The 18619-nt window shown below is 44.8% G+C and carries 16 protein-coding genes and 1 other RNA gene; 12 read left to right on the top strand and 5 right to left on the bottom strand.

Annotated features, from left to right (window positions below; translation table 11 throughout):
• Positions 1-58 precede the first annotated feature (58 nt).
• Entirely contained in the window at positions 59-1153 is a 1095-nt protein-coding gene (locus ACUALS_RS09015) for a PLP-dependent cysteine synthase family protein (RefSeq protein WP_038134164.1), read from the bottom strand.
• A gap of 143 nt (positions 1154-1296) precedes the next feature.
• Between ACUALS_RS09015 and ACUALS_RS09010 the strand changes: the two genes are divergently transcribed.
• Positions 1297-1755, top strand: coding sequence for an Lrp/AsnC family transcriptional regulator (locus ACUALS_RS09010; RefSeq protein ID WP_005473090.1), 459 nt, complete (start codon positions 1297-1299; stop codon positions 1753-1755).
• Positions 1756-1798: 43 nt separating this feature from the next.
• Here ACUALS_RS09010 and tesB read toward each other — a convergent pair whose 3' ends face one another.
• On the bottom strand, positions 1799-2659 hold the full coding sequence (tesB, locus tag ACUALS_RS09005; RefSeq protein ID WP_038192633.1) for an acyl-CoA thioesterase II: 861 nt from the start codon (positions 2657-2659) through the stop codon (positions 1799-1801).
• 188 nt (positions 2660-2847) lie between these two features.
• On the opposite strand from tesB, the gene ACUALS_RS09000 reads away from it, so the two are divergent.
• Positions 2848-3273, top strand: coding sequence for a YbaY family lipoprotein (locus ACUALS_RS09000; RefSeq protein ID WP_331402425.1), 426 nt, complete (start codon positions 2848-2850; stop codon positions 3271-3273).
• 22 nt (positions 3274-3295) lie between these two features.
• Here the strand turns inward: ACUALS_RS09000 and ACUALS_RS08995 are convergent, their stop codons facing one another.
• Complete coding sequence (locus ACUALS_RS08995; RefSeq protein WP_039627764.1) at positions 3296-3598, bottom strand: MGMT family protein; 303 nt, start codon at positions 3596-3598, stop codon at positions 3296-3298.
• A 50-nt stretch (positions 3599-3648) separates the two neighbouring features.
• On the opposite strand from ACUALS_RS08995, the gene ACUALS_RS08990 reads away from it, so the two are divergent.
• The 9 genes from ACUALS_RS08990 to ACUALS_RS08950 all read left to right on the top strand — a co-directional run bounded on the left by ACUALS_RS08990 (position 3649) and on the right by ACUALS_RS08950 (position 14141).
• On the top strand, positions 3649-4389 hold the full coding sequence (locus ACUALS_RS08990) for a VP0952 family biofilm-associated protein (protein ID WP_038134170.1): 741 nt from the start codon (positions 3649-3651) through the stop codon (positions 4387-4389).
• A 232-nt stretch (positions 4390-4621) separates the two neighbouring features.
• Positions 4622-6631 carry a diguanylate cyclase domain-containing protein gene (locus ACUALS_RS08985; RefSeq protein WP_454448212.1) on the top strand — a complete coding sequence of 670 codons (2010 nt, stop codon included), beginning with the start codon at positions 4622-4624 and terminating at the stop codon, positions 6629-6631.
• 126 nt (positions 6632-6757) lie between these two features.
• Positions 6758-6854: signal recognition particle sRNA small type (ffs, locus tag ACUALS_RS08980), an RNA gene on the top strand.
• Between the two features lie 567 nt (positions 6855-7421).
• On the top strand, positions 7422-9053 hold the full coding sequence (locus ACUALS_RS08975) for an ABC transporter substrate-binding protein (RefSeq protein WP_038134697.1): 1632 nt from the start codon (positions 7422-7424) through the stop codon (positions 9051-9053).
• A gap of 130 nt (positions 9054-9183) precedes the next feature.
• Positions 9184-10104, top strand: a complete 921-nt coding sequence (gene oppB, locus ACUALS_RS08970) for an oligopeptide ABC transporter permease OppB (protein ID WP_005472942.1) — start codon at positions 9184-9186, stop codon at positions 10102-10104.
• Positions 10105-10119: 15 nt separating this feature from the next.
• Positions 10120-11022, top strand: coding sequence for an oligopeptide ABC transporter permease OppC (oppC, locus tag ACUALS_RS08965; protein ID WP_005473085.1), 903 nt, complete (start codon positions 10120-10122; stop codon positions 11020-11022).
• A 50-nt stretch (positions 11023-11072) separates the two neighbouring features.
• Positions 11073-12044 carry an ABC transporter ATP-binding protein gene (gene oppD / locus ACUALS_RS08960; protein ID WP_038134175.1) on the top strand — a complete coding sequence of 324 codons (972 nt, stop codon included), beginning with the start codon at positions 11073-11075 and terminating at the stop codon, positions 12042-12044.
• Positions 12041-13033 carry a murein tripeptide/oligopeptide ABC transporter ATP binding protein OppF gene (oppF, locus tag ACUALS_RS08955; RefSeq protein WP_454448211.1) on the top strand — a complete coding sequence of 331 codons (993 nt, stop codon included), beginning with the start codon at positions 12041-12043 and terminating at the stop codon, positions 13031-13033. The genes oppD and oppF overlap by 4 nt, the downstream gene beginning before the upstream one ends.
• A gap of 166 nt (positions 13034-13199) precedes the next feature.
• On the top strand, positions 13200-14141 hold the full coding sequence (locus ACUALS_RS08950; protein ID WP_454448210.1) for a glutathione S-transferase family protein: 942 nt from the start codon (positions 13200-13202) through the stop codon (positions 14139-14141).
• A 63-nt stretch (positions 14142-14204) separates the two neighbouring features.
• Here ACUALS_RS08950 and pta read toward each other — a convergent pair whose 3' ends face one another.
• Together pta and ACUALS_RS08940 are read right to left on the bottom strand one after the other, a co-directional pair.
• Entirely contained in the window at positions 14205-16370 is a 2166-nt protein-coding gene (gene pta / locus ACUALS_RS08945) for a phosphate acetyltransferase (RefSeq protein WP_038134178.1), read from the bottom strand.
• Positions 16371-16492: 122 nt separating this feature from the next.
• Positions 16493-17689 (bottom strand): acetate kinase, encoded by a 1197-nt coding sequence (locus ACUALS_RS08940; RefSeq protein WP_005473041.1) that lies wholly within the window; start codon positions 17687-17689, stop codon positions 16493-16495.
• Between the two features lie 344 nt (positions 17690-18033).
• Here ACUALS_RS08940 and yfbV point away from each other — a divergent pair, with 344 nt between their 5' ends.
• Entirely contained in the window at positions 18034-18486 is a 453-nt protein-coding gene (yfbV, locus tag ACUALS_RS08935; RefSeq protein ID WP_005473057.1) for a terminus macrodomain insulation protein YfbV, read from the top strand.
• Positions 18487-18619: the final 133 nt, after the last annotated feature.

The raw sequence follows: 18619 nt of genomic DNA, 5'->3' as shown, positions 1-18619 counted from the left end.
AAATAATAAAAAACAGCCCGCTAAGTGAGTGGGCTGTTTCTGTATATGAAGTCTGATTTTATTCAGTGATTGGACCGCAGCATGCAGCTTCAACGCAGCCTTTCGACTGAATAATTTCAAGTTGTGCTAGGTAAGGCTGAATGTCGCCAATGTTCTCTTTTACCCATTGTGCATTGTAGTAAGTGTCGAGGTAGCGTTCACCAGAGTCACATAACAACGTTACGATTGATCCTGTTTCACCTCGTTGCTTCATTTCACATGCAAGCTGAAGAACCCCGTATAAGTTAGTCCCTGTTGATGCACCGACTTTACGTCCGATCAAGCCAGACAACCAATGGGCAGTTGCAACGCTTGCAGCATCGGGGATTTTGCGCATTTCATCGACCACACCAGCTATAAAACTAGGCTCGACACGAGGACGACCGATCCCCTCAATTTTGCTGCCGTTTTCGCCTTTAAGCTCTGCGTTTCCAGAATTGAAATAATCAAAGAAAACGGAGTTCTCTGGGTCAACGACACACAGTTTTGTATCGTATTTTTGATAGCGGATAAAGCGGCCAATGGTCGCAGAGGTTCCCCCTGTGCCTGGGCTCATGACAACCCAACTTGGGATTGGATGATCTTCGAGCTTCATTTGGCTAAAGATGGAATTGGCAATATTGTTGTTTCCACGCCAGTCTGTTGCGCGCTCGGCGTAGGTGAATTGATCCATATAGTGACCATTTAACTCTTTCGCTAGGCGACGAGATTCATCATATATTTGGTCAGAACGGTCAACCAGGTGCGCCTTACCACCGTAAAATTCGATCTGTTCTATTTTCTTGCGAGCAGTGCATTTGGGCATTACAGCAACGAAAGGCAAACCAAGCAATCGTGCAAAGTAAGCTTCAGACACTGCAGTGCTGCCTGAAGATGCTTCAATGACTGTTGTTTCAGGACCAACCCATCCGTTACAAATCGCATAAAGAAACAGCGAACGAGCCAATCGATGTTTGAGCGAACCTGTTGGGTGGGTACTTTCATCTTTGAGATAGATGTCGATGCCTTCAAGAGACGGCAGCTCGAGCTTGAAAAGGTGAGTGTCTGCTGAACGTTGAAAATCAGCTTCGATTTTTCGTACTGCGTTGTTAATCCAGTTGTGGTCTGTACACATAACTTGATTCCTCGAAAATCGTAGGGTAGTTGTTTTTATCTATGGCAATAATTTACCTCTAAGAAGAGAGAAAAACTTTGCTATTATTGTTTTTAAAATGTCTTATTGGAGAATTATTTTCTCCCAATCTGGTAATTTGCAAAATGAGTTTAGACAAGATAGATACGCAGATCCTTTCGTTGCTTCAATCCGATGGCACGCTCTCTCTCAATGAGTTAGCAGAGCACGTCAATCTAACGACAACCCCGTGTTGGAAACGATTGAAAAAACTAGAAGATGAGGGCTACATAGAGAAGCGAGTCGCATTGCTGAATGCCGAAAAGCTCGACTTATCATTTATTGCCTTCGTACAACTGAAGACGAGTGACCATTCACACGAGTGGTACCACAATTTTGTTACCACCGTCAGCGAATTTCCTGAAGTGATGGAGTTTTATCGTATGGCTGGTGAATACGATTACATGATGAAAGTCTTGGTGAAAGATATGAAGTGCTTTGATGAGTTTTATAAGCGAATGGTCAATAGTGTGAAAGGGTTATCGAATGTGACTTCCACTTTTGCTATGGAACCCATCAAATATACGACCGCTTTGCCGATTTAGACATCGTCAAAGGTTAAGGAGTGACGCGTCACTCCTTACATTTTTATTGAGTAAAGCGCATTACGCCTTCTTGTACTGCGGTGGCAACGAGGTGACCCTCTCGATTGTAGATTTCACCCCGCACTAAACCGCGAGTGTTGCTTGCCGTTGGGCTTTCGATGACGTAAAGCAGCCACTCATCCATTTTGAACGGTCGGTGGAACCAGATAGAGTGGTCAATGGTTGCAACCTGAAAGTTCGGGGTCATCAAAGAGACCCCGTGCGGGTGCAGTGCAGTAACCAAGAAGCCCCAATCAGACGCATAACCAAGCAAGTATTGATGAATCAACTGATTATCAGGCATCTCACCATTTGCCCGAATCCACAAGTACTGTTTTGGTTCCACTTTTTTAGGGTTGAGTGGGTTAACGACTGTGACAGGCCGCATTTCAATAGGTTTCTCACCACAGAAGGCTTTCTTGATTTTTTCTGGCAAGTACGCTTCGATTCTTGCCGCTAACTCGGATTCCGACGCGAAATTCTCCGGCCCTGGAATCTCAGGCATGCTGTTTTGGTGCTCGAAGCCCGGCGCTTCACCGTGATAGGAGGCGGTAAGATAAAAGATAGGGCGCCCATTTTGAATTGCCTTTACACGTCGCGTACTGAAGCTTTTGCCATCACGAAGGTTTTCCACATCATAGATAATGGGCTTTTCAGGATCTCCTGGATAGAGAAAATAGCTGTGGAACGAGTGTACGGTACGCTCAGGCTCGACCGTGTAGCGAGCGGCTGATAACGCTTGGCCGATCACTTGCCCCCCATATACCTGAGGCAGTCCTAAGTTTTCACTTTGGCCACGAAAAAGACCTTCTTCTAGTTTTTCTAACTGCAACAAATTGAGCAGTTCGTTCAACGGTTTACTCATACGTTGGCCCTTATTGTTCATGATACCTAACATTTTATGCAATAAGTGATTGTAGAAACAACTGTTTGAGTTAATTGTCAGCAAGAACCAAGTTGCGTAAAGAATCTGTCAACTGACGAGCGATAGTAATGACAGTTAGATAAACCCTACCTATAATCTGCGTGAATTTACCTTCAGGAGAGGCTTTAATGAAAAAAGCACTATTTGCAGTAATGTCAGTGGTTCTAGGCGCGGTTTTGGTTGGGTGTCAGTCATCGAATAAAGAGGCAGATCAAGCGCAGATTCAATCGATCACAGGTACAGTCGCTTACCGAGAGCGAATTGCTTTGCCGGGCGATGCATTGGTAACGGTGACACTTCAAGATGTCTCTCTTGCGGATGCACCCGCGAAAGTAATCGCTAAACACCGTTTTGAAACAAATGGCGCGCAAGTTCCATTTGCATTTGATTTGGCGTATGACAGCGCAAAGATTGACCCAAGACACAGATACAGCGTAAGCGCTCGTATTGAAGTGAATGGTCAGCTTCGTTTTATCACGGATACCTCTTACCCAGTGATCACAGATGAAGCTAACAGCGACAACGTTTCATTGATGCTCATCGGAGTTAACTAGTCCGAATTTATTGATGGTAGCGTTATGGCTGCCATCGATAGATCTTCAAGCGCACCTTCCCATCATTCGTTACGTCGACTCCTTCTTCTATCAAGGCATGACGTTGACGAACCAAATCCTCTCCTTTTAATGAGATTCTTCCTTGGCTGTTAATTACTCGATGCCATGGGAGCTTACTTCCAGTTGGGAGTTTATTTAGTGCTTTGCCAACATGGCGTGCATAGCCAGGATAACCTGCCAGTTTTGCGACCTCACCGTAAGTTGTTACTTTCCCGCATGGAATTTGGTGAATTACTGCAAAGATTTGCATCAGAAATTGGTCCATAATCTTTAAGTCCTAGTTCAGTTTTCCAGGGAATGGAGTAAGGAGAGGGCATGGTATTTTCTACATTTCAGTTCTTAATAACAACTTTGTTAGCGATTGTCTGTGCACGTGCGATCAGTTTAAGTGAAGGCGATATTCCGGTTTTAGCTTTACTCATTCCCGCGCTCTGGATTTTACCTCAAGGTGGTGTCTCTGGTTTAGTGTTAATGGCCGCAATGACCACTTATGGGCTAACGCTTCCTCACCAACCTATCGCCCTGTCTGTTAGTGTTTGGGTACTTTTCCCTTTACTTATGGTTGTATTCTCAAAACGAAGCAGCATTGGTGTTGTGTTGACCGCTGCTCTCATCGTTTTGACGCTTCAAGTCGGAATTATGGTGACACAAGCATCGGGTAAACTGGCTGGCGAGGCCATCGTGACTGTTGTTCAAACACTGTCGGTGATTGCAACATGGTGGGCTGCTGCACATTGGAGTCGCTCGACAACCCATCGCTGGTGGGCGCTTTTCCTCGTCTTCCCAATGTGGATTGCTGGGCTCCCCTATGCGGCGCTGTTAGCGCTTTGTGTCACTGGCATCATGGCATCAATGGAGAGCCTCTCGCGTCTTAAGTCCTTCAAGTGGACCAAACTATTATGCTGGACGTTACCCACGGTTGGTTTCGCGGCTTTAGTTGTTTCTCCCAACATCGATGTTCCTAACCCTGTCTTTGTTGTCTGGCTTTGCTTATTGGGCACCGCATGGATGACCGATTATATTTTACGCAGTGCGGAAGAAGAGTCAGGCATATAAATAGTCAATTATAGCTTTCATTATATGCAGTTGGCATATGCACTCATGTGTGTCAGAATTGCACATTATTTGCTCGCCTTAACAAGTGGTGTAAAAATTTAACATTTCAAGTGGTTCATTGTTCGCTAATTTCTAACGGAAGGAACAATAGTGTTTGAACGTTTGTTATTTTTTACATCATATAGGCAGAGTCGCGTAGAAATCATAATTATTCAGGTAGGATTCGGCTAGGATGGCTTACTTTTGGCGCGTGTGGTGCATATGTTGTTTTGTGATGTATGCGCACTCGGCGGTAGCGAGTACGAAATATAAAGTGGCGATGGAAGCGGACGATGTTGTGACACGTATTCTATTTGATGCCATTTCAGATAAATTTGGACTTAACGTCGAATACGTCTATTACCCAAGTTTTAGCGCGATACTCAACGCAGTAAAGACGTCGGATGCTGATTTTGCCGCAAATGTGACTTTCACTTACGAAAGAGCACGCGATTTTGAATTTACTAGCCCAACCAACATAGAGTACACGTATCTCTACAGCCTCATTAATGCCGATCTAGATCAGGTCAGTATAGTAGGCGTACCCGCTGGAACGATATACAAACAGCTGATAGCGGCCAACTATCCATCCATTGAACTCATCGAATACAGCGGCCATGAACATGCGAAGTCTTTAATTGAGTCACACCAAGTTGATGGTGTGGTTGATGCGATTAATCAACTCAAACCAATGCTGCTCGCTGGATTCGATGCTCAACTTCTAAATCATCAGTTGATGATCAAACCTGTCTCAATTATCTCGCCGAAAAACACGCACATGCCTCTGCTGACGAAAATTGAAGATTATGTACATAGCGCCGAGGTACAAAAACAACTAAGAGAAGCGGTAAAACAGTACCAATTTGATCTCCGAAAGCAGGCACTCCGTCAATCCGTCATCGACAGCAATATTAACTACCAGAAGCCCCTTAGAGTCAAAATAGAGGATATTGGTCAGTTTGCGAGTTATCACCCTGATGGAGTTATATCAGGAATCACAGCAGATGTTGTGCAGCAAGCCTGCGCAATTTTAATGCTGTCGTGCGATATTGTGAGTACAAAGGATGAGTCTTGGGAAAGCATGTACCACGATTTAATTGACCGGAAAATTGATTTGTTGTCTCCGATGGCGATATCGGAGAGTCGCAAAAACATTGCTTACTTCTCTGCCCCCTATTATTTCCCAAAAGCGATCCTAGTGAAAAGGGAAGGGTATAAAGAAGACGTTTACAGTAATGTGTCTGAACTCATCGCGGAACGAATCGGTGTGGTTAGAGACGACTTCTATCAAGAGCTACTTTCACAGCGACTACCGAACAAAACACTGCACGCATTTTCGAGCGATGACGAGCTGTTTGATGCACTACTCAATGAGGAAATCGATTATTTGGCGGTGAGTCGCGCGAACTTCAACAAACGATTACGAGACTCGGACTATGTCCTGCCTTTAGTGGAAGAGTCTTTGATCGGCAGCTATTACGAGTCACCGATAGCAATTGGGTTTGCGAAGAATGAGCTCGGCGCTTCATTGGCCCCTTTATTTACGCGAGCCCTTAAGATGATAGATGTCGAGAGAATTGTGTCTCAATACGATTATCAACCAAATTGGAAAGCGACACTTCAGGCTGAACAAGCCTTTTCTCGTAAAAGCCAAATTCTGTTTATGTTAGTGCTTGGCTTTTTGGTGGTGGTGGCGATGTACTTGCACAGTCAATCAAACACTGACAACTTGACCCGTCTTAAGAATCGTCGAGCGCTGAAGCAAAAGTACCGCAGTGGTGTAAACGGTGATGAAACTCTGATTTATCTCGATGTGAACAAGTTCAAGCAAATTAATGATACCTACGGACATGAAGTGGGTGACCAAGTACTGCGCTGTGTGAGTGGTCATATTGAACGGTGTTGGCATGGCAGTAGCTATCGTATTGGTGGGGACGAATTCGTTCTGGTTGGAAAAATAGCCCCGCCTCGTCTTGCCCAGTTAAAACAGAGGTTGAGCACGATTCCATTTGTATCGCACGACCGAAGTCTCTCGTTTAACGTGTCTTTGGCTTTTGGGGCTTCTGAAGCAGGGCGATCGTTTATGAGTTTACAAGAAGTCATGCACCAAGCCGATTTAGCAATGTATGAGCATAAACATGCGCGTCGTGATTACGTTAAAACGAAAGAGACCCGCTCAAAAGTTGTTTGTTTGAACCAATAGTGGTTACACACTAAGCAGTTGAATCAAAAACACCATTTTTTCGGTGATTCTGCTTGAAATAACATAGGGGATGGCAGATAATCCCCGCACTCCTCAGCACAGCTAAGGAAACAAAATCTATGGAGGCCCTGGTCCTCCCGCAACAATAGCTCGTGAACTCGGTCAGGTCCGGAAGGAAGCAGCCGCAGCGAGTGACTTGTGTGCCGGGATGTGGCTGGGGTCTCCGCCCATCTGCTCTTCAGAAAATCCCTCAAGTACCTATACTTCCCTGAATAATCCAAGAAAATAACGATAAGTCACTGACATCATTGATTTTGTTAATGTTTCTTGAAGTGAAATCCACTGGAACCTCTAGTTTTACCGCTCCAACAGTGATTCTCCTCACATTTCGTCTGATCAGACGAGAGGAATGTAGTTAATTGTTATCTGCTTTACATACTTAATGTTAATTTTTCCGCACAATATCTAGCACAAGATGCTACGAGCTAGTGTCTTTATAGATAAATTGGCACGTCAATCTGGGTCTTAGAAATATCTCAATCAAATATTCTGATTTTATTTATTTTGATGGTGTTTTTTGCCGAATTGTTGAAGTAATCGGAGAATTATACGATTTTTTGCTACATTTTTATGGCAAATTACTTCAATGATTGATAATGTGTGCCGCAATCTTTGTGAGGTTTTAGATTTTTGTGCTTATTTTTTGCGCTAAATAAATCTAAATCACTGTCCGTTCTAGTGAACTTGCAAAGAAGTCATGGATGCAAATGAAAAACTTGGAGTTTTAAGCATGTATAAGAACAAAATCACTCAAGCCCTTCTTTTAGGTGCTGGTCTAGCAGTGGCAGCAACCTCTACCGCAACTCTTGCAGCTGATGTTCCAGCTGGCGTAAAACTAGCAGATAAGCAAGAATTGGTACGTGGTAACGGTACTGAAGTTGCGACAATCGACCCTCACAAATCTCAAGGCGTTCCAGAATCACACGTTATTCGTGATATCCTTGAAGGCTTGGTGAATCAAGATGCAGAAGGCAACACTATCCCAGGTGTCGCTGAGTCTTGGGAAACAGCAGATAACAAAACTTTCACTTTCAAACTTCGCAAAGACGCTAAATGGTCTAACGGCGACCCTGTAACAGCAGGCGATTTCGTTTACTCTTTCCAACGCGCAGTAGACCCAGCGACAGCTTCTCCTTACTCTTGGTACATGGAATACACCAAGATGAAGAATGCTAAAGACATCGTTGCAGGCAAGAAAGATAAAGCTGAACTAGGTGTTAAAGCTGTAGACGACCACACGTTAGTGGTTGAGCTAGAAACAGCTGTACCATACTTCGTTATGATGACTGGCCATACAACAATGAAACCAGTTCATAAAGCGACAGTAGAGAAGTTCGGCGATCAGTGGACTAAACCTGAGAACTTCGTTGGTAACGGCGCGTTTGTTGTAAACAAATGGGTTGTGAACGAGCGCCTAGAACTTAAGCGTAATGAACAGTACTGGGATAACGCTGATACAGTTTTAAACAAGGTTACATTCCTACCAATCGAGAATGCGGTTGCAGAAATGAACCGTTTCCTTTCAGGTGAAATTGACTTCACTTCTACTCTTCCGACAGAGCACTTCAAGCGCCTGAAGAAAGAGCATCCAGAATCTGTATCAGTTGAAGGTAGCCTATGTACTTACTACTACTCATTCAACACGAAGAAGAAACCATTTGATGACGTACGTGTTCGTAAAGCGATCTCTTACGCTATCGACCGTAATATCGTAACTGATGCAATTCTTGCTCAAGGTCAAAAGCCAGCTTACTTCCTAACTCCGGAAATCACAGCGAACTTCAACCCAGAGCTACCAGCATACGGTCAAATGTCTCAAAAAGATCGTAACGCGGAAGCGGCTCGTCTACTAGCTGAAGCAGGCTACGGCAAAGACAACCCACTTAAGTTTACTCTTCTATACAACACTAACGAAAACCACAAGAAGATTGCGGTAGCACTTGGTTCAATGTGGAAGAAGACTCTAGGTCTAGACGTTACTCTAGAAAACCAAGAGTGGAAAACTTACCTATCTACGAAAGATCAAGGTGACTTCGAAGTATCACGCGCAGGTTGGTGTGGTGACTACAACGAAGCTTCTTCATTCCTAACGCTAATGGTAAGCAAGAACACAACTGGCGGTCAGCACTGGGGCAATAAAGATTACGATGCGCTAATCGACAAAGCTCTAAACTCGACTTCAGAAGAAGAGCGTACAGCACTTTACCTAGAAGCTGAGAAGCTAATGGCTAAAGATATGCCAATCGCACCTATCTACCAGTACGTACGTTCTCGTCTACTAAACCCACACGTTGGTGGTTTCCCATCAGCGAACGCGGAAGAGAAGATCTACTCAAAAGATCTTTACATCAAAGCTCAATAATCTGAGCAGATAGAACTATAAAAACTAGGCTCTGCATGTGAGAAATCGCATGCAGCGCCTCTCTTCAATCTAAATTCGTTGGATTGAGGATTTCTTTAATTTAAATGTCACAGACTGAAAGAGTGAGTTTATGCTTAAATTCATCGCAAAAAGGATATTTGAGGCGATCCCAACAATGTTGGTATTGATCACCGTATCTTTCTTTCTCATGCGCTTTGCGCCTGGTAACCCTTTTTCAAGCGAAAAACCGTTACCACCTGAAGTAATGGCCAATATCGAAGCTAAATACGGCCTTGATAAGCCTGTTTTTGAACAGTACACAACCTATCTATTCAATGTGGTTCAAGGGGACTTTGGTCCTTCATTTAAGTACCTTGATTACTCGGTAAACGAGCTAATCTCTGTTGCACTACCAGTTTCAGCTAAAGTGGGCTTCATCGCCTTTATCTTTACTGTGCTTATGGGGGTGACTGTAGGTACGATAGCGGCCTTGAAGCACAACACGTGGGTCGACTACACCATTATGTCTACCGCGATGATAGGTGTTGTTATGCCGTCGTTTGTACTCGCACCAGCACTAATCTACCTATTCTCACTGCATTGGAATTTGTTCCCGGCTGGTGGTTGGCATGACGGTAGTGCCAAGTATCTTGTCTTACCTGTAATCGGTATGTCACTCCTCTACGTTGCAACATTTGCACGTATTACGCGTGGTTCGATGATCGAAACGCTAAACAGTAACTTTATCCGTACCGCTCGTGCGAAAGGATTAAGCTACCGTTACATCGTTGTTAAACACGCGCTTAAACCAGCACTTCTACCTGTAGTTTCTTACATGGGCCCTGCATTTGTAGGCATCATCACAGGTTCGGTTGTCATTGAAACGATCTTCGGACTTCCGGGTATCGGTAAGCTGTTTGTTAACGCTGCCTTTAACCGTGACTACTCGCTAGTAATGGGTGTAACCATCTTGATTGGTTTCCTATTTATTCTATTCAACGCGATCGTTGATATTTTACTAGCAATGATTGACCCGAAAATTCGCTACTAACAGGGAAGTTTGGTTATGTTAACGAAAAAAGAGAATTTAGAAGCGGTCGAAAAATTTGCAGAAAATCTGGAAATTGAAGGCCGTAGTTTATGGCAAGACGCCCGCATCCGCTTTATGCGCAACAAAGCGGCAATGGTGAGTCTGTTTCTACTTACGTTGATGACGCTAGCCGTTATCTTCTTGCCAATGATCGCACCTTACACATTTGACGATACTGACTGGTATGCAATGCACGTTGGTCCAAATGCAGAGCACTGGTTTGGTACCGATAGCTTAGGACGTGATTTGTATGTACGTACCTTAGTTGGTGGTCGAATCTCACTGATGGTAGGTGTAATGGGCGCATTTGTAGCGGTACTGATTGGTACCCTATATGGTGCGGCGTCGGGCTTTATCGGTGGTAAAGTTGACCGAATTATGATGCGTATTCTAGAAATCCTTTACGCTGTACCTTTTATGTTCCTAGTTATCGTACTAGTAACGTTCTTCGGTCGTAACATTGTTCTTATCTTTGTTGCTATCGGTGCAATTGCTTGGTTAGACATGGCTCGTATCGTACGTGGTCAAACGTTGAGCCTGCGTAGCAAAGAGTTCATCGAAGCGGCGCACGTTTGTGGTGTGAGTAAGTGGAAGATCATCACTCGTCATATCGTTCCAAACGTATTGGGTATTGTTGCGGTTTACTCAACGCTTCTAATCCCGAGCATGATTCTTACTGAATCGTTCTTATCATTCCTTGGTCTTGGTGTTCAGGAGCCAATGACAAGTTGGGGCGCGCTTCTTCAAGAAGGTTCGCAAACAATGGAAGTAGCAATCTGGCAGTTGGCATTCCCAGCAGCGTTCATGGTTGTGACACTATTCTGCTTCAACTATGTTGGTGACGGCCTGCGCGATGCGCTGGATCCAAAAGACAGATAATTAAAAAGCAATAAATTACAAAATCTATAAAAAAGATTAAGGAAGCAATGATGAGCTTATTAGATGTCAAAGATCTGCGAGTCGAATTTACCACGCAAGATGGTATCGTAACCGCAGTCAACGATTTAAACTTTTCTCTGAATCAGGGCGAGACATTAGGTATCGTAGGTGAATCTGGTTCAGGTAAATCACAAACTGTTTTCGCTATCATGGGGCTACTGGCTAAGAACGGTATTATCTCTGGTAGTGCGAAATTTGAAGGTAATGAAATTCTGAACCTTCCCGAAAGTGCGTTAAACAAAGTACGCGCTGAACAGATCGCAATGATCTTCCAAGACCCAATGACGTCACTAAACCCTTACATGAAGGTTAGTGACCAGTTGATGGAAGTTCTGATGCTGCACAAAGGCATGGGCAAAGCAGAAGCGTTCGAAGAGTCTGTTCGTATGCTTGAAGCAGTAAAAATCCCAGAAGCTCGTAAGCGTATTACTATGTACCCACACGAGTTCTCAGGCGGTATGCGTCAGCGTGTGATGATCGCAATGGCACTGCTATGTCGTCCTAAACTGCTTATTGCTGATGAACCAACAACAGCATTGGATGTAACAGTACAGGCACAGATCATGGAGCTATTGAACGAGCTTAAGAGTGAGTTCAATACAGCTATCATTATGATTACCCACGATCTAGGGGTAGTGGCTGGCTCATGTGACAAAGTACTTGTGATGTACGCAGGCCGTACGATGGAGTACGGTACGGTTGATGAAATATTCTACAACCCAAGCCACCCTTATGCAGAAGGGCTGCTAAAAGCGATCCCTCGTTTAGATACGGAAGGTGAGATTCTTCCGACAATTCCAGGTAACCCGCCTAACTTACTTCGTTTACCAACAGGCTGCCCATATCAAGAGCGCTGTCACCGAGTAATGGATCGTTGTAAGCAGGAAGCACCAATCTTGACGCCATTTGGTGACGGTCGTCAGCGTGCATGTTTTTCAGAGTGGGAGGCTTGGAAAAAATGAGTATTGATAAGAACCTAATCCTAGACGTTAAAGATCTTAAAGTTCACTTTAGCATTGCAGCAAAATCGGCATGGCCTTGGACAAAGCCTTCAAACTTGAAAGCCGTAGACGGCGTTAACGTGCGTCTCTATGAAGGTGAAACTTTAGGGGTTGTAGGTGAATCTGGTTGTGGTAAGTCGACGTTTGCTCGCGCGATCATTGGTCTTGTTGAAGCGACTGATGGTGATGTACTTTGGCTAGGTCAAGACCTAACCAAGATGAAGGAAGTGCAGCGCCGTGAAACGCGTAAAGAGATCCAGATGATTTTCCAGGATCCACTTGCATCATTGAACCCACGTATGACCGTGGGTGATATCATTGCTGAGCCTCTAGAAACCTTCTACCCAGAGCTTTCTAAAGACGAAGTTAAAGCGCGCGTAAAAGAGATGATGGCAAAAGTTGGTCTGCTTCCAAACGTAATCAACCGTTACCCACATGAGTTTTCAGGCGGTCAGTGTCAGCGTATCGGTATTGCACGTGCACTGATCCTTAAACCTAAGATGATCATTTGTGACGAACCAGTTTCTGCACTTGATGTGTCGATTCAAGCTCAGGTTGTGAACCTACTGAAAGAGCTGCAAAAAGAACTGGGTCTATCGCTTGTCTTCATTGCCCACGATTTGTCAGTAGTGAAACATATCTCTGACCGTGTTCTGGTGATGTACTTGGGCAATGCGGTAGAGTTGGGTGAAGCTGAAGCGCTGTTTGCCGATCCTAAGCACCCATACACGCGTGCACTAATGTCAGCGGTTCCAATTCCAGATCCAAAACTCGAGCGCAATAAGCATATCGAGATGCTAGAAGGCGACCTTCCTTCGCCTATTAACCCGCCGTCAGGCTGTGTATTCCGTACTCGTTGCCCTAAAGCAACAGAAGCATGTGCACAAACTAAGCCGACGATCGAAGGTAGTGACGTTCACGCGGTATCGTGTCTCCACGTTAGCGTGTAAGTAATTCAGCCTGTGACGGGCTCAAGCGCGGCATCTTTCGGGAGTCGCGCTTTTTTTGATTTCTGATCATTCGAATAATTCGAACAACTAAGCCAACTCCTTCTAGTCTCTAGAGAGTTGGCTTTTTTTATACTGGGCGAAATCAATCGGATTAAAGGAGCTCGATATGGGTAAGTTAGTTGAAGGTGTTTGGCATGACGTTTGGTATGACACGAAATCGAGCAACGGTAAGTTTATTCGTGAAGATGCGGGTTTTAGACATTGGGTAGAAAACCGTGCAGACGCCGAATTTCAACCAGAAAGCGGACGCTACCATTTGTACGTTTCACTCGCTTGTCCTTGGGCGCACAGAACGCTTATTTTTCGCGAGCTTAAAGGTTTAACTGATCATATTGATGTAACCGTTGTTTGCCCTGATATGATGAGCGAAGGATGGCAAATGGGGCTACCAGAGCCTTTGTTTGGTCACACCCGTATGCATCAAATCTATACACAAGCAAAGCCGGACTATACTGGTCGCGTCACGGTTCCTGTACTGTGGGACAAGAAAACCATTACCATTGTAAGCAACGAATCTTCTGAAATTATCCGTATGTTTAACTCTGCGTTTAATGACTTAACAGGCAATCGCGATGATTACTACCCACAAGCCCTTCGTCATACGATCGATAAGTGGAATGATTTCATTTATCCAAATATCAATAACGGCGTGTATCGTTGTGGCTTCGCAACGACTCAAGAGGCGTATGAAGAGGCATTTGAGGGACTATTTGATGCGCTAGATACAGTGGATGCTCACCTAGCAAAAAATCGTTACTTGGCCGGAGATGTGATCACGGAAGCAGATTGGCGACTGTTTACGACTTTGATTCGATTTGATGCAGTCTATGTTGGCCACTTTAAGTGCAATAAAAAGCGTATTGCCGACTATGCGCATTTGAATGGCTATATGAAAGAGCTGTATCAAGTTAAGGGCATCAAGGAGACGACGGATTTTTATCATATTAAGCGTCACTACTACTTTAGCCATACTGGAATTAATCCGACACAAGTCGTACCGAAAGGGCCAGATTTGGACTTAGAGTCTGCTCATGGACGTGATAGTTAAATTATGGCTTTAGGTATTAAAAAGCCCACGCAATTGCGTGGGCTTTGTCATTCAAAAAAGTGTTTAGTTAACCACTTTTTCTTGAGCTTGAGCCGCTTGGTCAGCTTGGATTGCCGTCAGAGCTACAGTGTATACGATGTCGTCAACTAGAGCGCCGCGAGAAAGGTCGTTTACAGGCTTGCGCATACCTTGAAGCATTGGACCGATAGAGACTAGATCCGCTGAACGTTGTACCGCTTTGTAAGTCGTGTTACCCGTGTTTAGGTCTGGGAATACGAATACGGTCGCTTTACCTGCTACTGGAGAGTTAGGCGCTTTAGAAGCAGCAACGTTTTCCATGATAGCAGCGTCGTACTGTAGAGGGCCGTCGATAATGAGATCAGGGCGTTTCTCTTTAGCCAACTTAGTTGCTTCGCGTACTTTATCTACGTCTGCACCCTTACCAGACTCACCAGTCGAGTATGAGATCATCGCAACGCGTGGTTCGATACCGAATGCGGCAGCAGAATCTGCAGATTGGATAGCGATTTCAGCAAGCTGCTCTGCTGTAGGATCTGGGTTGATCGCACAGTCACCGTAAACCAGTACTTGGTCTGGTAGCAGCATGAAGAATACAGAAGATACGATAGACGCATCAGGTGCAGTCTTGATGATTTGGAACGGAGGAACGATAGTATTTGCAGTCGTGTGAACCGCACCAGAAACTAGGCCATCAACTTCGTCGTTCTCAAGCATCATAGTGCCTAGGAATACAGAGTCTTGTAGCTTCTCACGCGCAACCACTTCAGTCATACCTTTGTGACCACGTAGCTCAACGAGACGCGCTACGTAGTTTTCACGCACTTCATCAGAGTTGATGATCGTTACGCCAGCACCTAGCTCAACACCTTGCTGCGCAGCAACACGTTTGATCTCTTCTGGGTTACCTAGAAGCACACACTCTGCAATGCCGCGCTCAGCACAGATAGCTGCCGCTTTCACTGTACGTGGCTCATCACCTTCAGGTAGAACGATACGCTTACCAGCTTTACGAGCAAACTCAGTCAGTTGGTAACGGAATGCTGGTGGGCTTAGACGACGAGACTTCTGAGTCCCCTCAGTCATTGACTCGATCCAGTTGCCATCGATGTTGCCAGCTACGTGCTCGTTGATGAATTCAATACGCTCTTTATCGTCTGCAGGAACTTCGATAGAGAAGCTCTGTAGGTTTAGAGACGTCTGCCAAGTGTTACCTTGTGCTTTGAAGATTGGTAGACCTGAATCAAACGCAGGCTTACATAGGCCAACGATCTCTTCTGGGATGTCGTAACCACCAGTAAGTAGAACGGCGCCAATTTCAACACCGTTCATTGCTGCTAGCGCTGCTGCAACAATAACATCAGGGCGATCTGCTGAAGTGACAAGAAGTGAGCCTGGCTTGAAGTGCTCAATCATGTTTGGCAGAGAACGCGCACAGAAAGTAATGCTCTTAATACGACGAGATTCGATGTCACCCGCGTTGATGATATCCGCCTTTAGGTGTTTCGCCATATCGATAGCACGAGTCGCGATTAGGTCAATGCTCCATGGCACGCAACCCAAAACACGGATTGGAGATGTGTTAAAGATCTCCATCACTTTCATTTCGTTTTGCTTCGCGCTGTCTGCATCGTCAAAGATTTCAGACAGGTCAGGGCGAGTACGGCCAGCTTCGTCAACAGGCGCGTTTAGCTTGTTGATGATCACGCCAGAAATGTTTTTGTTCTTAGTGCCGCCGAAGTTAGAACACGCTACTTCGATACGCTCTTTTAGCTGCGCCGGGTTATCAGTACCTGGAGTCGCAACTAGAACAATCTCTGCACCAAGTGTTGCTGCGATTTCAGCGTTTACTTGGTTCGCGAATGGGTGTTTACGCGTTGGTACAAGACCTTCGATTAGCGTTACGTCTGCATCTTTGTTGATTTGGTTGTAACGCTCAACCACTGTTTCCAGCAGCTCATCCATATTGTCGTTACCGATTAGACTTTCAGCAACAGACATTGCAAGAGGTTGACCGATCTTCACATCGCTGTTTGTGCCAACGATAGTTGAAGTTAGATCAGGTTGATCGCCGCCAGAGCGTGGCTGACAGATTGGCTTGTAAAAAGAAACTTTAACGCCTTTGCGCTCCATTGCGCGAAGAACACCCATGCTTACGCTAGTAAGACCAACACCAGCACTTGCAGGGATAAGCATAATAGTACGAGACATTCGTAGAGTACCTATAGCTATTGGGGATAAAAGCTCAACTCATATTCCAAGCAGAGCAAAGAATAGGAGCTGAGCCCCTTAGTAAGAAAACCGGCTGACGTTGGGTCAGCCGGTTAAGTCAATTAAAGACCTGCTAGACGTGCAGTGTCTTCAGCGATAACTAGCTCTTCGTTAGTAGAGATAACCATTGCTGGGATACGGCTGTTTTCAGTTGTGATAGTACCTTCACCACCGAAACGAGCTTTAAGGTTAGCTTCGCCATCTACTTCGATACCGAAGATACCTAGACGGTTAAGAACCATTTCACGGATTGGGCCAGAGTTTTCACCGATACCACCAGTGAATACGATAGCGTCCAGACGGCCTTCTAGAGATGCAGTGTAACCAGCAACGTATTTCGCGAGACGGTGACAGAATACGTCCATCGCGCGAGTCGCTTCTTCTTTTTCGCCGTAGTTGTCTTCAACGAAACGACAGTCAGAAGTCACTTCTGTAAGACCAGCAAGACCTGACTCTTTCGTTAGCATGTTGTTGATTTTCTCAACTGAGTAACCAAGCGTATCGTGTAGGTGGAAGATGATCGCAGGGTCGATGTCGCCACAACGCGTACCCATTACTAGACCTTCTAGAGGAGTCAGACCCATTGAAGTATCTACAGATTTACCGTTTTTAACTGCACAAACAGACGCACCGTTACCTAGGTGACAGTTGATGATGTTAACTTCTTCAACTGGCTTGCCAAGGATGTTAGCCACTTCGCGAGTGATGAATAGGTGAGAAGTACCGTGCATGCCGTAACGACGGATACCGTGCTCTTTGTATAGGTTGTATGGAAGAGCGTATAGGTAAGACTCTTCAGGCATTGTTTGGTGGAAAGCAGTATCAAACACAGCAACGTTTTTCAGTGCTGGGAATGATTTTTGAGCCGCTTTGATGCCGATGATGTGAGCAGGGTTGTGAAGAGGTGCTAGAGTTGCACAGTCTTCGATGCCTTTTAGCACGTCGTCAGTGATTAGTGCAGACTGAGTGAACTTCTCGCCGCCGTGTACAACGCGGTGACCGATCGCAGCCAAGTTTTCAGAAAGTTCTGGCTTAGAAGCAAGAATAGTTTCTACCATAAACGCTAGTGCTTCTTCGTGAGCTGCACCGTTACCTAGTTGAGCTTCGTGCTTACCATCAAGTTTCCACTTGATGCGAGCTTCTGGAAGGTGCAGACATTCTGCAAGACCTGTTAGATGCTCATCACCGCTTTCTGCATCAACAACAGCAAATTTAAGAGAAGAACTACCGCAGTTTAAAACTAAAACTAGCTTTGACATGAGTGACTACCTGTAATAATCAGTTAGGATAAAAATTAATCACAAGAATAGACGAAGCGCGAAAAGCTGCGTACTAATCTTGGTCAAAAAAACTTCGAATTCCGTATAAAAGACAGTGATGGTCCAAATCACCACCTTTGCATCCGCTGCAGAAAGGTCTCAAGAGTTGCTTAAATTGTAAATAACAGCAACAATGAGATTGTGGGTCCGCAAAGGATAACGATAATGCGCAATGATAACAAAAAAATTTGAAAGAATATTAACTTTCATCAATTTTTTGCGCCAATAGTTGAATCTTTCAACTTAATTTTAGTTTGGCCCCAACAATGAAGTGAGAGAGTCGTATGAGTAATAAAGCTGGATTAGTCCATAGCCTACGCGATGGACAAAAATACATGGATACTTGGCCAATGCGAAAAGAGCTCAATATGCTCTTTCCTGAACAACGCATTATCAAGGCGACTCGATTCGGTGTGAAAGTCATGCCAGCCATCGCTGCCATCAGTGTTTTAACGCAAATGGCATTCAACAACTATGACGCGATGCCCCAAGCTGTAATTATGGCATTGTTCGCAATCAGTATGCCTGTTCAAGGCATGTGGTGGCTTGGTAATCGTGCCAATACCCAATTGCCACCGAGTTTGGCAGGTTGGTACCGAGAGATTCATCAGAAAATCGTTGAAAGTGGTTTTGCCCTAGAGCCCATGAAAGCGCGACCTCGCTACAAAGAGTTGGCACACATCCTCAATCGCGCATTCAGTCAGCTTGATAAAAGCGCATTAGAACGCTGGTTTTAAATCTTATTAAGTTTGAATCACTTACGATTTGTCAATCTCCATTGTCTTATCTTTTTCAAACCGTAGAGCAGGGCGTTTAATCCTAAAGCCAGCGCCTTGCTTGGTTTGACGCAGTTTCCCCAACTTCCCCAAA

Source organism: Vibrio sp. NH-7 (assembly GCF_053643215.1).
Note: the sequence above shows the minus strand (reverse complement) of the source record. Positions and strands in the feature narration are given on the sequence as shown.

Coding starts and splice junctions, on each gene's coding strand:
- ACUALS_RS09015 (WP_038134164.1), bottom strand. CDS start 1,153: ATGTGTACAGACCACAACTGGATTAACAACGCAGTACGAAAAATCGAA.
- ACUALS_RS09010 (WP_005473090.1), top strand. CDS start 1,297: ATGAGTTTAGACAAGATAGATACGCAGATCCTTTCGTTGCTTCAATCC.
- tesB (WP_038192633.1), bottom strand. CDS start 2,659: ATGAGTAAACCGTTGAACGAACTGCTCAATTTGTTGCAGTTAGAAAAA.
- ACUALS_RS09000 (WP_331402425.1), top strand. CDS start 2,848: ATGAAAAAAGCACTATTTGCAGTAATGTCAGTGGTTCTAGGCGCGGTT.
- ACUALS_RS08995 (WP_039627764.1), bottom strand. CDS start 3,598: ATGGACCAATTTCTGATGCAAATCTTTGCAGTAATTCACCAAATTCCA.
- ACUALS_RS08990 (WP_038134170.1), top strand. CDS start 3,649: ATGGTATTTTCTACATTTCAGTTCTTAATAACAACTTTGTTAGCGATT.
- ACUALS_RS08985 (WP_454448212.1), top strand. CDS start 4,622: ATGGCTTACTTTTGGCGCGTGTGGTGCATATGTTGTTTTGTGATGTAT.
- ACUALS_RS08975 (WP_038134697.1), top strand. CDS start 7,422: ATGTATAAGAACAAAATCACTCAAGCCCTTCTTTTAGGTGCTGGTCTA.
- oppB (WP_005472942.1), top strand. CDS start 9,184: ATGCTTAAATTCATCGCAAAAAGGATATTTGAGGCGATCCCAACAATG.
- oppC (WP_005473085.1), top strand. CDS start 10,120: ATGTTAACGAAAAAAGAGAATTTAGAAGCGGTCGAAAAATTTGCAGAA.
- oppD (WP_038134175.1), top strand. CDS start 11,073: ATGAGCTTATTAGATGTCAAAGATCTGCGAGTCGAATTTACCACGCAA.
- oppF (WP_454448211.1), top strand. CDS start 12,041: ATGAGTATTGATAAGAACCTAATCCTAGACGTTAAAGATCTTAAAGTT.
- ACUALS_RS08950 (WP_454448210.1), top strand. CDS start 13,200: ATGGGTAAGTTAGTTGAAGGTGTTTGGCATGACGTTTGGTATGACACG.
- pta (WP_038134178.1), bottom strand. CDS start 16,370: ATGTCTCGTACTATTATGCTTATCCCTGCAAGTGCTGGTGTTGGTCTT.
- ACUALS_RS08940 (WP_005473041.1), bottom strand. CDS start 17,689: ATGTCAAAGCTAGTTTTAGTTTTAAACTGCGGTAGTTCTTCTCTTAAA.
- yfbV (WP_005473057.1), top strand. CDS start 18,034: ATGAGTAATAAAGCTGGATTAGTCCATAGCCTACGCGATGGACAAAAA.